Raw genomic sequence first — 13,012 nt, 5'->3', positions numbered from 1 at the left:
GCTTGCTTTGGTTTAACCTGAGCGACTTAGTTTTTGCTGCGCTTTTTTCTGGCTTGAGATTTTAGGTTCGACAGCAACTCCTTGATTGTTTTTTGAGTTACCCCTTGACAATCAAGACAGTCGCTACCATATTAGCGATTGCGCCAAAGGGTTTAAGTGTGGACATTGCGATAATTGTCATCGTCAATGCTAACAAAAATATGGTATCATTCTTAAATGAGAATAAGTTTAAAATAATGAAAATAAATGAAAATAAATGAAAATAAAAGTTTCCCAAAAAAAGGGATCATCAAACGGAGTTAACCCTCAGTTAAAGGATATTGCCTATTCGATGGACGCACTGATTCCAGGCTTTTATATTTGGTTGGGTTCTTTTTGTTGGCGATTGGGGGGTAGTGATGCAGAAGAAAGTTATCCAGGAACAATACATAGTTTTGCTGGTATCAGCTTAGTTTTACCTGGTTATCAAATTTTTACAACCTATAAAGGGAGTTATGACCCTCGATAAGCATCAAATTGATGGTCTTTAGGTATAATGGGGGTTGACCGGTGGTATCAGTTATATCACCATAAGCGAATGCGTAATACCCGTCCTATATCTTGGATTAAAGCGGCACGGAAAGATTTTCAAAAGTTTCCCAAGGAAGCCCAAGAAATTGTACTTGACGCTTTAACTATTGCAGCAGAAGGGGCAAAATCATCCCTAACCAAGCCTTTTAAGGGGATTGGTTCTGGTGTGTTCGAGATTGCTCTACCTTTCAAGGGGGATGCCTATCGAACTATCTATGCTGTCCAGTTAGGTGAGGCTATCTGGGTGATTCATGCCTTCCAGAAAAAATCCCCAAAAGGGATCAAAACACCACAGCAAGAAGTCGAAGTTATCAAAGCACGGCTCAAGCGATTGAAGGAGGAACTCTCATGAGTGAAGAACAATTTGAACTGGTACAAGGTAGCGGGAATGTGTACCGTGATTTTGGCGATGTAGATGCGGACGTGCGACAAGCGAAAGCAGTGCTTGCTGCTGAAATTATCAAGGTTCTGGAGAAGGAAGACTTATCAACCCGCGATGCTCAAGTGCGAACTGGAATTAATCACAGTGAATTTGTCCAGATTCGCCGTGCTAATTTGGGACGCTTTACTATTGACCGTTTGATATCAATTTTGGGTCGTCTCAATCAACAGGTTGAAATTACTGTCACGACCCATCCAAGAACCACTGATTCTTCACCAATGGCATCCTAACTGTAATTGAGTGTGGGTCGATGGGAACGACCGCGCCACCAAGCTAGTAGGGTACTAGCGATAAAAATACTCGAATAGGCCCCAGCTACGAAACCGATAATTAAAGCTAGGGCAAAATATTTTAAGGTGCTGCCACCAAAGAGAAAAATCGCCACCAGAGGCAATAAAGTGGTCAGGGTGGTATTAATTGAACGAGTTAGGGTTTGACTCACCGCATTATCGACAATTTCATCCACGGATAATTCGGGGGTATTGACAAAATTTTCCCGCACGCGATCATAAATTACCACTGTGTCATTAACAGAAAAACCCACAATTGTCAAGAGGGAAACCAAAAATAAACTATCCACTTCTACCCCCGCAATTAAGCCTAAAACCGCAAAGACCCCTACAGTGATCAAAACGTCGTGCAGCAGGGCGACAATGGCAAAAAAAGCGTAATCCCGTTGAAAACGGAAGCTTAGATAGACGGCAATGCCAAAAAATGACACTAATAAAGCTAAAAATCCTGACCTAAATAATTCTTGACCAATGGTCGGCCCGACGGTATCGATTTGACTGGTTTCGGGGTCAAAGGTGCCAATTTTCTCATTTAAGGTGTCGAGTAATTTCGTTCTCTGTTCTTCTACGAGGGTTTTCGTCCGCACCGATAAAGTATATTTATCCAACACCTGCACACTACTGTTACCCAATCCCTCCTCGTCTAAAATCACTTGCACTTCGGCAGTAGTTAAGGGTTTCTCACAGTTATTCTTTTTGGCACAGGCTAATTCTATCTGAATTCTCGTACCACCAACAAAATCTAAACTCGGTCGCAAAGGCGCTTGAATAGTGAACCAAGAAATCACCATGGCCAAAATACTACCAATTGTCAGCAGGGACGAGACTGTCCACCAAAAATTACGCTGTTTTGTAACGTTAAATGCCATATCGATTAAGTAGGGTTTGCTGAAAAAGTTTGTTGGTGGAGTCAGGAGTCAGGAGTCAGGAGTCAGGAGTGGGGAGATTTTTCAGTTATCAGTAAGCAGTAATCACTGGGGGAATAACTGGCAACTGATAACTGATTAACACTGTTAACTTAAAACTCAAATCTGATAACTGATAACTGATAACTGATAACTGATAACTGATAACTGATAACTGATAACTGATAACTGATAACTGATAACTGATTATTGGTTTGTCGGTAAATTAGGGCAGAAAAGTTGGGGTTTTTGACGGACGCTGGGGACGTTTAAGACGGTGATTAACAGGAGAGTACGACTACAGGTTAAAGCGGTAAACATACTCACAGTTACCCCAATGGCTAAAGTTAAAGCAAAACCTTTGACTAATCCTGAACCCAACCAAAATAAGGCAGCACAGGCGATTAAAGTAGTGACATTACTATCAAGAATACTGGAAAAAGCCCGATAAAATCCCGACTCCACAGCCCGAAATAGGGATTTTCCAGCCCTTAATTCTTCCCGGGTACGCTCAAAAATTAGTACATTTGCATCAACTGCCATACCGATACTGAGGATAAATCCGGCAATACCGGGTAACGTCATGGTGACTCCCACTAGGGCAAAAGCCCCCAGAGCGAGTATAGTGTAGATAATCAGGGAAATATCGGCGATAATCCCGGGTAAACGGTAATAAACCGCCATGAAGATTAAAACTAACAGTAAACCCACTAAACCGGCGTAGATACTGCGACGGATGCTATCCTGGCCTAAAGTTGCCCCGACGGTGCGAATTTCTTCCACTTTGACAGGGAAAGGTAGGGAACCACCGCGCAATTGAATCGCTAGATCGTTGGCAGTTTCGGCGGTAAAATTACCAGTAATCACGGCCCGGCCTCCTGTAATTCCCGTTTGGGCAAACTGCACATCAACCACAGGGGCGCTAATTAATTCATTATCGAGGAAAATGCCAATACTGCGACCAGTACCCGCGATCGCTTTAGTCAGTTCGGCAAATTTACTGCCCCCTTCCGAGTCGAAAGTAATGGCCACTTCCCAATTAGTGCCTTGGGTGGAACTAATGGTGGCATTTTGCAGATTTTTTCCAGTTAAGTCCACCGATTCAAATAAATTTAAAATTGCCTCTTTAGATTTCTGGAGAGATTGTTCTAGTTCGGCAATTTTAGCGTCATTTTCGGGTTTATTCTCGGCTTTAAGGGCGGTTAATTCCGCTTTTTTTTGTTGAAAAATTGAATATTCAGCCCGAAATTCTCCTTCTGTACCTTGTTTTTGCTGACGAAATTCTAATTGGGCCTGAACATTTAGGTTTCTCTCAGCTTCTTTGGGATTTGTCACCCCGGGTAGTTGCACGATTACCTGATTTTTACTGTCCACAGTCTGCACTAATGATTCAGAAACACCGAGGGCATTAACGCGATTTTCAATGACATTTTGTACGGCTTTTAAATCATTAGGTTGAATGGTTGTCACGGTTTCAGTGGGTTTAACCTGAATGGTTAATTGACTACCACCGCGCAGGTCCAAACCTAATTGTAGGGGTAACTTAATCAGGATAAAGATCGAGGCAACAACTAGGCCGATGATCAGTAACAATAACCAATTTTGTCTCTGCATAACTTCAGTATCAAAAGGAGAATTTGTTAAATGCGATCGCCGACCATTTTTTGGACAGCTTCGACAATTTGATTAGGTTGGATAATCGTCAATCTTTCTAGATTACCGTTATAAGGTGTGGGGATATCTTGGGAAGATAATCGTAACACTGGGGCATCCAATTCATCGAATAACTGCTCATTAATTAAAGCAATTAACTCGGAAGCAATTCCTGCCGTTTTCATACATTCTTCCACGATAATCACCCTGTGAGTCTTGCGAATCGAAGCGGCAATCGTCTCCATATCAAAGGGTTTCAGGGAAATTAAATCGATAATTTCTGGATCGTAGCCATCTTTTTCTAACTGTTTTAATGCCTGTAAACAGTGATGACGCATCCGTGAATAGGTGAGAATAGTTATATCTTCTCCCTTGCGAACGATTTCCGCTTTATCGAGGGGTAAAAGATACTCGCTATCAGGTAAATTTTCCTTGAGATTATAGAGAAGAACGTGTTCAAAGAAAAGCACGGGGTTATTATCTCTAATCGCCGATTTTAATAAACCTTTGGCATTGTAGGGAGTGGAACAAGCGACAATTTTTAGACCGGGTACCGCGTGAAAATAGGCCTCTAAACGTTGGGAATGTTCCGCACCTAATTGTCTCCCCACACCCCCCGGACCGCGGATAACCATGGGGATTTTAAAATTACCGCCGGAAGTATAACGTAACATCCCGGCATTGTTGGCAATTTGGTTAAAGGCAAGCAAAAGAAAACCCATATTCATGCCTTCAATAATCGGACGTAACCCCGTCATGGCTGCCCCCACTGCCATGCCCGTAAAACTATTTTCAGCGATGGGAGTATCTAAAACCCTTAAATCGCCATATTTTTTGTAGAGATCTTTGGTAACTTTGTAGGAACCACCGTAATGACCCACATCTTCACCCAAAACAAATACTGTCTGGTCGCGGCCCATTTCCTCATCGATCGCCTGTCGCAAAGCATTAAATAATAGGGTTTCTGCCATATCAAGTCCCCGCTTACAATTCGGTCATCTTATCACTAAACTTCTTATCTTACCCCTTTTCTGGTCTGAAGGAGCGGGAATTATGAATTATGAATTATGAATTATGAAATGGGGAGGTGGGAGAAGGAATGAGACAAGGGAAGGTCTCCCTCCGTTTCCTGATGGGTTATACAAGAGGTAGAACCTCTGGAAATGCGTTGCAAGGGAGATCCCTGCAACGAGGTAAATAAAAACAATTATGACTATAGATAATAGTCTATTCTAGTTACCGACAATCGGCCGGCAAAGAACTAAGATCAAGATCAAGCAATCCCCTACCGTTAAAGCTGATGAAATTACCCCGTCTTGCCACTTTAATCATTGGTCTGAGCTTTATTTTCGGATTAATGTTGTGGTTAGTCAACTCTATCTATCGTCTTTACATCCAGATCGCCTTTACTGCTCCTATCTTAGCTAATATTCTGCTTTTGCTCATTATCGGACTGCTGGGCTTGCTTATATACGTTCTTTTGTACTACTTTTATCTGCTGCCCCAGCGCCAAAAAAGTCGCCGTGGGTTGCGTTCTTCCTCCCGTCCACCCCTAAAATTACCGGTAGAAAAAACCGAGGCCGCTGGGGAAACCTTAAAAGCTATCCGGCAACAAGTGGAGCAAATTCAAGATAAAGTAACCCAACAGGTTTTTATTAAGCGTTCCCAAGAAATTGAGCGAAGTTTAGTCAGAAAAGAAGTTAAAATCATTGTTTTTGGCACAGGATCGGCGGGAAAAACCTCCCTAATTAACGCCCTCATCGGTCAAATGGTGGGCAATGTGGAGGCAACCATGGGAACCACGGAAAAAGGGGAAACCTATAGTTTAAAAATGAAAGGTGTGAATCGGGAAATTCAAATTACTGATACCCCCGGCATTCTCGAAATTGGTGCAGCTGGAGGTCAAAGGGAACAGTTAGCGCGACAATTAGCCACGGAAGCAGATTTACTTTTATTTGTCATTGATAACGATATTCGACAATCGGAATACGCCCCTTTATTGCGTTTAATTGATATTGGTAAACGTTCTCTCTTAGTCTTTAATAAAATCGATCTCTATAGCGATGAAGATCGAGACATTATTTTAAAACAATTACGAGAACGTCTAAAAGGAGTGATTCTTTCCGCCGATATTATTGCCGTCGCCGCTAATCCCCAACCAGTACAGTTAACTGGTGGACAAATGATCACACCAGAACCAGATATTTTAGCTTTAATTAAACGTTTGGCTTCAGTTTTACGGGCCGAAGGGGAGGATTTAGTGGCGGATAATATCCTCTTACAATCCCAAAGATTAGGAGAAGAAGCTAGGAAAATTATCGATCGCCAACGTCGTCGCCAAGCTGATAAAATTATCGATCGCTATCAGTGGATTGGCGCGGGAGTGATTGCCGTGACTCCCTTACCAGTGTTCGATCTGTTAGCAACGGCGGCAGTTAATGCTCAAATGGTCAGGGAAATTGGTCAAGTTTATGGCTGTGAAATTAACAGCGATCGAGGCAAGGAATTGGCTCTATCTTTAGGCAAAACTCTAGTTAGTTTGGGAGTGGTAAAAGGAGCGGTAGAATTATTAGCCAGAATCCTACAATTAAACTTTACTACCTATATAGTCGGTAAGGCAATTCAAGGGGTCAGTGCCGCCTATTTAACCCGCATTGCTGGCAAAAGTTTTATTGAATATTTCCGTCACGATCAAGACTGGGGTGATGGTGGTATGACAGAGGTGGTACAAAGACAATTTCAACTTAGTCGCAAGGAAGAATTTATTAAGTCTTTTGTGGCCGATGCGATCGGTAAAGTGGTACAACCTTTTCAGGATGATTGGCAGCAAGAAGAAGTTTTAGAAGCTAGTCGCGAGGATGATTGGTAAAGATCGAACCCGGGAGCGATAGGCAAAATTGTATAGTAATTGTTACAATCGTTTTGGGGTTCCACAAGGGCAAAAAAAAGATGCGACAGCAAGTTATCGACTGGTTAAAAGAAAACGTCAACGAACACCGTCTGCGACATATTCTCGGTGTAGAGACCATGTGTATTGATTTAGCTCGTCATCACGATCTCGATCCCGTCCAAGCAGGGCAAGCGGGGCTAATGCACGATCTGGCTAAATTTTTCAAGCCCAAAAAACTGCTAAAAATGGCAGAATCGGCGGGAATAGAGGTGGATAATATCTGTTTATCCCATCCCCACTTACTCCACGCCGACGTGAGTGCAATTGTCGCCCAAAAAGAATTTAACGTTACCGATGAGGAAATTCTCGAAGCAATTCGCAATCATACCCTCGGTCAACCCAATATGAGCGATCTTAGCTGTATAGTCTTTATTGCCGATGCCTTGGAACCCAATCGCGGCGATACACCCGAATTAAACGCCCTACGACAACTCAGCTATCAAAATCTCCATAAAAGCCTTCAACAAACCTGCGATTATTCCCTAAAATATCTTTTAAGTAGCCATTGTCCCATTCATCCCCGCACCGTGCTAACCCGCAACTGGGCGTTACAAATTGTTAAAGAACAACCAACAAAAACTAAAACCATTGATTAACATAATCTCAAGACTCCCTTACAACCACCTTAGCCAAAGGATGACCACAAACTGAATGACCAATCCCACTGGAATTATTACCCCCGTCGCCGAAAATCTCAAGACCGAACAATTTCTAGAGACAATTGTTACCGCTGCCGAGGACAAGAAAGCAGGGGACATCGCCCTCCTGAAAGTCGCCGATATCTGTTATTTAACCGATTATTTTCTGATTATTACCGGCTATTCTACCACTCAAGTGCGAGCGATCGAGGATGCGATCGAAGCTGCTATGGAACTAGAATGGCAACAATCCCCCCGACAAGTGGAAGGAAAAAGCGAAGGTAGCTGGATCCTGATGGATTATGGCGATATCATTGTCCATATCTTTTTACCAAAAGAGCGAGAATTTTATAATTTAGAAGCATTTTGGGGTCATGCTCAACGGATTCCTCTACCTAGCGACCATTTAGAGGAGTAGAATCCATGAAATCCTCCCTTGATTTCTGTCCCGTCCCGGAAGAACAGCAACCGGTTAACGAGTACGAACAATTAAAAGAATCTTGGTTTTTTCGTTGGGCGACGCTAGATGTAGCCTCTTATACAAAAAAAATTCTCTGGTTATGGTTGTGGACATGGTTAGTTGTCGGACCGATTGCCGCCGCTAGTTTTCCCCTCAAAAAAGCCCCTTTTCTCTTTTTCTGTGCGGGGATTTTTGGCTCGACAATTTTGGTAGGATTGGTGTTATTGCGCTTGTATCTAGGCTGGATTTACGTTTACGATCGCTTGCAATCGGAGAAAGTATTTTATGAGGAGTCCGGCTGGTATGATGGCCAAATCTGGACAAAAACCGCCGCTATTTTAACCCGCGATCGTTTAATCGTCTCCTATCAAATCCAGCCCATTCTCCAGCGTTTACAAAAAACTGCCCTGATTCTAGGGGCAATTGTCGCTATCAGTGGTCTTTTCTGGCTATTTTTCACTCACTAACCGCAACCAATCTGAATGAATAGGGTAAAACGTACACCAACCCACCGCTTAGAAATTCATCTCCTCCGGGAAGGTATTATTGAATCGGTCCATAATGTCGAGGCCGCTATTTGCGATGACCGCGGCCGGGTATTATCCACCGCCGGCAGCGCCGAAACTAGCGCCTTTATTCGTTCGGCCCTAAAACCTTTTCAAGCACTGGCTGTCATCAGTACCGGCACCCTCGAACGCTACGATCTCAACGATAAGGATCTAGCCATTATCTGTAGTTCTCACCAAGGCACAGTGGAACACGCCCGTCAAGTCTTTAATATTCTCTGGCGTGCCGATATCGATCCCAATGCCCTGCAATGTCCCCTCCCGTCCGGTAAACGCAGTCGCTTGCAGTACAATTGTTCTGGCAAACACGCCGGGATGTTAGCGGTGTGTCAACAGCGGGGCTGGCCATTAAATACCTATCTGCGGCGTTCTAGTCAGATACAGAAGCTAATTTTAAGCAAAATTGCCGAATTATTGGGAATGCCGGGAGATGAATTAATCAGCGCCCACGATGACTGCGGTGCGCCCACCTATTCAATGCAGTTGGGGCAAATGGCCCATCTCTACGCCCAGTTAGCCTCTGGCAACCGTTTAGACTTAGAAAGAATCGTCCGGGCGATGACCTATCATCCCCGCATGGTAGCCGGAGAAGGGGCTTTTGATACGGAATTAATGCAGGTTAGCCAAGGGGAAATCGTCAGTAAAGCTGGGGCCGAAGGGATTCAATGTATTGGGCGCGTCGGTGAGGGTTTAGGATTAGCAATTAAAGCCCTAGATGGTTCCAAACGGGCTAAATATGCCGCCGCTTTGCAAATTCTCAAACAGTTAGGCTGGATTACTCCCAATGTGGCCGAATCTCTCTCGGAAAAATTCCTCAAAATCGGCAGTTATACCCGCTTGGAAGTGGTGGGAGAAATGGCTTTATTATAAATAGTGGGTTGACCAAGGGTAACACATCAAAAAGTTTTTTTTGGTGTGTTAGGGCAGTATTTATATCTTGATTTTTTTCCCTAAAAAACGTTATTACCCATTTACAATCTATAATCGCCATATATTAAGGAGAATAATTAACTATGACCGAAAATAGAAACCCGATTCCCGTAGTTGTCAACGGTGCAGCCGGCAAAATGGGACGGGAAGCCATTAAAGCCGTTGCTCGTGCCGACGATATGATCTTAGTGGGTGCAGTGGATCGAAATCCAGCTTTTCGAGGTCGGGATGTGGGAGAAGTGGCCGGTTGTGAACCCCTAGAAGTGCCGATTCTCGACGATTTACAGAGTGTTTTAGTCCTGGCAACTCAGGAAAAAGTGCAGGGGGTGATGGTGGATTTTACCCATCCCGACGGTGTTTATGACAATACCCGCAGTGCGATTGCCTATGGAGTGCGTCCCGTGGTGGGAACTACGGGATTATCGGCGGCACAACTGCAAGATTTAGCCGAATTTGCCGAAAAAGCCAGCACTGGCTGTTTAGTTATCCCCAATTTTTCCATTGGCATGGTTTTACTGCAACAGGCTGCCGTGCAAGCATCTCGCTACTTTGACCATGTAGAAATTATCGAACTGCATCACAATCAAAAAGCAGACGCACCCAGTGGCACAGCGATTAAAACCGCCGAATTACTGGCAGAATTGGGTAAAACCTTTAATCCTGCCCAAGTTTCCGAAAAAGAAACCATCCCCGGCGCTAGAGGCGGTTTAACTGCTGAGAACATCCGTATTCATAGCGTGCGTTTACCCGGTTTAATTGCCCACCAGGAAGTCATTTTCGGTTCCCCTGGGGAAATCTATACCCTTCGTCATGATACCAGCGATCGCTCCTGTTATATGCCGGGGGTTCTCCTATCTATCCGCAAAGTTACTCAGCTGCAATCCCTCGTTTACGGTTTAGAAAAAATCCTCTAACATCGAGATATTTTAGAGAAAAGAGAGGAAAAGGGCAAAGAAGAGAAATCTCGACAAATTGCCCTAAAAATGCTTTTTGCTGGTTTTTCTGTTCCCCGTTTATTGGTCTTAGGATTAACTAGAGAACAAATTGCCCAAGCTTTAGACTTAGATATTGAACGAGTACAACAAGTCATTGAGGGACAAAATTGAGTGAAAACGGACAGTATTTTCTATCGTCTCTTTGAGACTTTTCCTGAAAGTTTCTTTGACTTGCTCAATCTTCCCCCGGAAACCGTCAATCATTATCAATTTTCCTCCGTAGAAGTTAAACAACTCGCTTTTCGTTTAGATGGGGTCTTTCTTCCCGATAACCTGAATGATCCGATTTACTTTGTTGAGGTACAATTTCAAAAAGATGAACGGTTTTACTCGCGCTTTTTTAGTGAAATATTTCTCTATTTTCATCAAAGCAAATTAAGCCAGAATTGGCAAGGGGTGATCATTTATCCTCATCGGGAAATTGAAAACAGTCCCAAATCTCGTTATCAAGAATTCTTTGAGTCAGGCCGGGTTAACTGTTATTATCTAAATCAGTTAGATGAGGGGGATTCTCTGGGGGTAAAAGTGTTACAATTAATTGTAGAATCGGAACCAAACACCTTAGCACAGGGAAAAGAACTGATTCAACAAGTTAGACAACAATTCCAGGAGTCTTTAAAAAGAGAGGACATTCTCGAATTAATTGAGACAATTCTCATTTATAAATTGCCCAAATTAAACCGTAAGGAGATAGAAAAAATGTTTAGTTTAAGTGATCTAAGAGAAACTAAAGTGTATCAAGAAGCTTTGGAGGAAGGTAGAGAAGAAGGCAGAGAGGAAGGAGAATTATCCGCTAAAAAAAGCCTAATTTTGCGTCAGCTAAACTTAAAACTAGGTTCTATTACTTTAAAGTTAGAACAAAAAATTAAACAGTTAAATCCTAATCAACTGGATAATTTAGCTCTTGCTTTATTGGACTTTTCGGATTTGGAAGATTTGCACCAATGGTTAAATTAATAGGATTAACTAGAGAACAAATTGCCCAAGCTTTAGACTTAGAGATTGAACAAGTACCACAAGTCATTGAGGGACAAAATTGAGTGAAAACGGACAGTATTTTCTATCGTCTCTTTGAGACTTTTCCTGAAAGTTTCTTTGACTTGCTCAATCTTCCCCCGGAAACCGTCAATCATTATCAATTTTCCTCCGTAGAAGTTAAACAACTCGCTTTTCGTTTAGATGGGGTCTTTCTTCCCGATAACCTTAATGATCCGATTTACTTTGTTGAGGTACAATTTCAAAAAGATGAACGGTTTTACTCCCGCTTTTTTAGTGAAATATTTCTCTATTTTCACCAGAGTGAGAGAATTGGCAAGGGGTGATCATTTATCCTCATCGGGAAATTGAAAACAGTCCCAAATCTCGTTATCAAGAATTCTTTGAGTCAGGCCGGGTTAACTGTTATTATCTAAATCAGTTAGATGAGGGGGATTCTCTGGGGGTAAAAGTGTTACAATTAATTGTAGAATCGGAACCAAACACCTTAGCACAGGGAAAAGAACTGATTCGACAGGTTAGACAACAATTCCAGGAGTCTTTAAAAAGAGAGGACATTCTAGAATTAATCGAGACAATTCTCATTTATAAATTGCCCAAATTAAACCGTAAGGAGATAGAAAAAATGTTTAGTTTAAGTGATTTAAGAGAAACTAAAGTCTATCAAGAAGCTTTAGAGGAAGGAGAGGAAAAGGGTAAAGAAGAGAAATCTCGACAAATTGCCCTAAAAATGCTATCTGCTGGTTTTTCTATCCCAGAAATCGCCCGATTTACTGATTTATCCCCCAACGCAATCGAGCAATTACAAAGACAAAACGCTCACGATGTTTGATAATATTTGTAAATTTATTGCCGAAAACTTCTCCGATGATCTAGCCACTTGGTTATTGGGTTCTCCCCTCTCCTTAACCGTCCTCGACCCGACGGAATTACAATTAGACCCCATTCGTGCCGATTCTCTGATTTTTTTGCAGTCAGAGCAATTAATTCTCCATACCGAATTTCAAACCGACCCCGACTCCAAGATTCCTTTCCGAATGCTCGATTATCGCATTCGCGTCTATCGTCGTCATCCCCAAAAACAAATGCGTCAAGTGGTAATTTATCTACGACGCAGTGACTCTCCCCTAGTACAAGAAAATACCTTCCGTCTGGGGGAAACCTTTCATTCCTTCCAAGTCATCCGTCTTTGGGAAGAAAATACACCACAATTTTTCCATCATCCCGGTTTATTACCCTTTGCCGTCCTCAGCAATACTGATGACCCCGAACAGGTGTTAAGTCAGGTGTCCCGTTCTTTAGAAACTATCTCCCAAAAACAGGTGCAAAGCAATCTCGCTGCTGCTACCAGTATTCTCGCCGGGTTAGTATTAAATCGAGAGACGATTAAAAAAATCCTTCGGAGTGACATTATGAGAGAATCCGTCATCTATCAAGATATTTTAGAGGAAGGCGAGGAAAAGGGACTACAAAAAGGCTTGCAAGCGGGTAAAGAAGAAAAAGCTCGACAAATTGCCCTAAAAATGCTATCTGCTGGTTTTTCTATCCCAGAAATCGCCCAATTTACCGATTTATCCCCCGACTTGATCGAGGAATTACAATCGAGAGACGATTAAA

16 protein-coding genes and 1 pseudogene are annotated in these 13,012 nt (G+C 42.7%); 14 read left to right on the top strand and 3 right to left on the bottom strand.

What is annotated here, in order from left to right:
* Positions 1–256: 256 nt before the first annotated feature.
* From IQ234_RS07515 to IQ234_RS07505, 3 genes are read left to right on the top strand one after another with little or no spacing between them, the layout of a single operon-like run.
* Positions 257–508: a hypothetical protein gene (locus IQ234_RS07515; protein WP_193956640.1), complete on the top strand. Its 252-nt coding sequence runs from the start codon at positions 257–259 to the stop codon at positions 506–508.
* 27 nt (positions 509–535) lie between these two features.
* Positions 536–922 (top strand): type II toxin-antitoxin system RelE/ParE family toxin, encoded by a 387-nt coding sequence (locus tag IQ234_RS07510; RefSeq protein ID WP_193956639.1) that lies wholly within the window; start codon positions 536–538, stop codon positions 920–922.
* Positions 919–1,242, top strand: a complete 324-nt coding sequence (locus IQ234_RS07505) for a helix-turn-helix domain-containing protein (RefSeq protein WP_193956638.1) — start codon at positions 919–921, stop codon at positions 1,240–1,242. The genes IQ234_RS07510 and IQ234_RS07505 overlap by 4 nt, the downstream gene beginning before the upstream one ends.
* On the opposite strand, the gene secF is transcribed toward IQ234_RS07505, so the two are convergent.
* The 3 genes from secF to IQ234_RS07490 form a co-directional block, all read right to left on the bottom strand.
* Positions 1,239–2,171: a protein translocase subunit SecF gene (secF, locus tag IQ234_RS07500; protein ID WP_193956637.1), complete on the bottom strand. Its 933-nt coding sequence runs from the start codon at positions 2,169–2,171 to the stop codon at positions 1,239–1,241. The genes IQ234_RS07505 and secF overlap by 4 nt on opposite strands.
* Before the next feature lie 243 nt (positions 2,172–2,414).
* Positions 2,415–3,821 (bottom strand): protein translocase subunit SecD, encoded by a 1,407-nt coding sequence (gene secD, locus IQ234_RS07495; protein WP_193956636.1) that lies wholly within the window; start codon positions 3,819–3,821, stop codon positions 2,415–2,417.
* A 26-nt stretch (positions 3,822–3,847) separates the two neighbouring features.
* Positions 3,848–4,831, bottom strand: coding sequence for an alpha-ketoacid dehydrogenase subunit beta (locus IQ234_RS07490; protein WP_002742584.1), 984 nt, complete (start codon positions 4,829–4,831; stop codon positions 3,848–3,850).
* 329 nt (positions 4,832–5,160) lie between these two features.
* On the opposite strand from IQ234_RS07490, the gene IQ234_RS07485 reads away from it, so the two are divergent.
* The 11 genes and pseudogenes from IQ234_RS07485 (at position 5,161) to IQ234_RS07435 (ending at position 13,011) form a co-directional block, all read left to right on the top strand.
* Positions 5,161–6,729, top strand: a complete 1,569-nt coding sequence (locus IQ234_RS07485; RefSeq protein WP_193956635.1) for a YcjF family protein — start codon at positions 5,161–5,163, stop codon at positions 6,727–6,729.
* A gap of 80 nt (positions 6,730–6,809) precedes the next feature.
* Positions 6,810–7,406 (top strand): bis(5'-nucleosyl)-tetraphosphatase (symmetrical) YqeK, encoded by a 597-nt coding sequence (gene yqeK, locus IQ234_RS07480; RefSeq protein WP_193956634.1) that lies wholly within the window; start codon positions 6,810–6,812, stop codon positions 7,404–7,406.
* Positions 7,407–7,461: 55 nt separating this feature from the next.
* Positions 7,462–7,866 carry a ribosome silencing factor gene (gene rsfS, locus IQ234_RS07475; RefSeq protein ID WP_185240279.1) on the top strand — a complete coding sequence of 135 codons (405 nt, stop codon included), beginning with the start codon at positions 7,462–7,464 and terminating at the stop codon, positions 7,864–7,866.
* A 5-nt stretch (positions 7,867–7,871) separates the two neighbouring features.
* On the top strand, positions 7,872–8,375 hold the full coding sequence (locus IQ234_RS07470; RefSeq protein ID WP_193956633.1) for a CGLD27 family protein: 504 nt from the start codon (positions 7,872–7,874) through the stop codon (positions 8,373–8,375).
* 15 nt (positions 8,376–8,390) lie between these two features.
* Positions 8,391–9,344: an asparaginase gene (locus tag IQ234_RS07465; RefSeq protein ID WP_193956632.1), complete on the top strand. Its 954-nt coding sequence runs from the start codon at positions 8,391–8,393 to the stop codon at positions 9,342–9,344.
* A 143-nt stretch (positions 9,345–9,487) separates the two neighbouring features.
* The gene (gene dapB, locus IQ234_RS07460; protein WP_193956631.1) at positions 9,488–10,318 is read left to right on the top strand and encodes a 4-hydroxy-tetrahydrodipicolinate reductase; all 831 of its coding nucleotides are present in this window, start codon (positions 9,488–9,490) and stop codon (positions 10,316–10,318) included.
* A gap of 69 nt (positions 10,319–10,387) precedes the next feature.
* Positions 10,388–10,510, top strand: a complete 123-nt coding sequence (locus IQ234_RS21570) for a hypothetical protein (protein WP_265578469.1) — start codon at positions 10,388–10,390, stop codon at positions 10,508–10,510.
* Complete coding sequence (locus IQ234_RS07450) at positions 10,511–11,356, top strand: Rpn family recombination-promoting nuclease/putative transposase (protein ID WP_193956630.1); 846 nt, start codon at positions 10,511–10,513, stop codon at positions 11,354–11,356. It begins immediately after the preceding gene.
* Positions 11,344–11,439 carry a hypothetical protein gene (locus IQ234_RS07445; RefSeq protein WP_016514496.1) on the top strand — a complete coding sequence of 32 codons (96 nt, stop codon included), beginning with the start codon at positions 11,344–11,346 and terminating at the stop codon, positions 11,437–11,439. Before IQ234_RS07450 ends, IQ234_RS07445 begins: the two co-directional genes overlap by 13 nt.
* Positions 11,440–12,227 (top strand): annotated as a pseudogene (locus IQ234_RS07440) (Rpn family recombination-promoting nuclease/putative transposase).
* Entirely contained in the window at positions 12,220–13,011 is a 792-nt protein-coding gene (locus IQ234_RS07435) for an Rpn family recombination-promoting nuclease/putative transposase (RefSeq protein WP_193956629.1), read from the top strand. Before IQ234_RS07440 ends, IQ234_RS07435 begins: the two are co-directional and overlap by 8 nt.
* Position 13,012: the final 1 nt, after the last annotated feature.

Origin of the sequence: Microcystis aeruginosa LEGE 91341 (assembly GCF_015206885.1) — a bacterium.
Lineage (GTDB): Bacteria > Cyanobacteriota > Cyanobacteriia > Cyanobacteriales > Microcystaceae > Microcystis > Microcystis aeruginosa_H.
The sequence above is the reverse complement of the archived record's forward strand: the minus strand, read 5'-3'. Positions and strand labels throughout refer to the sequence as shown.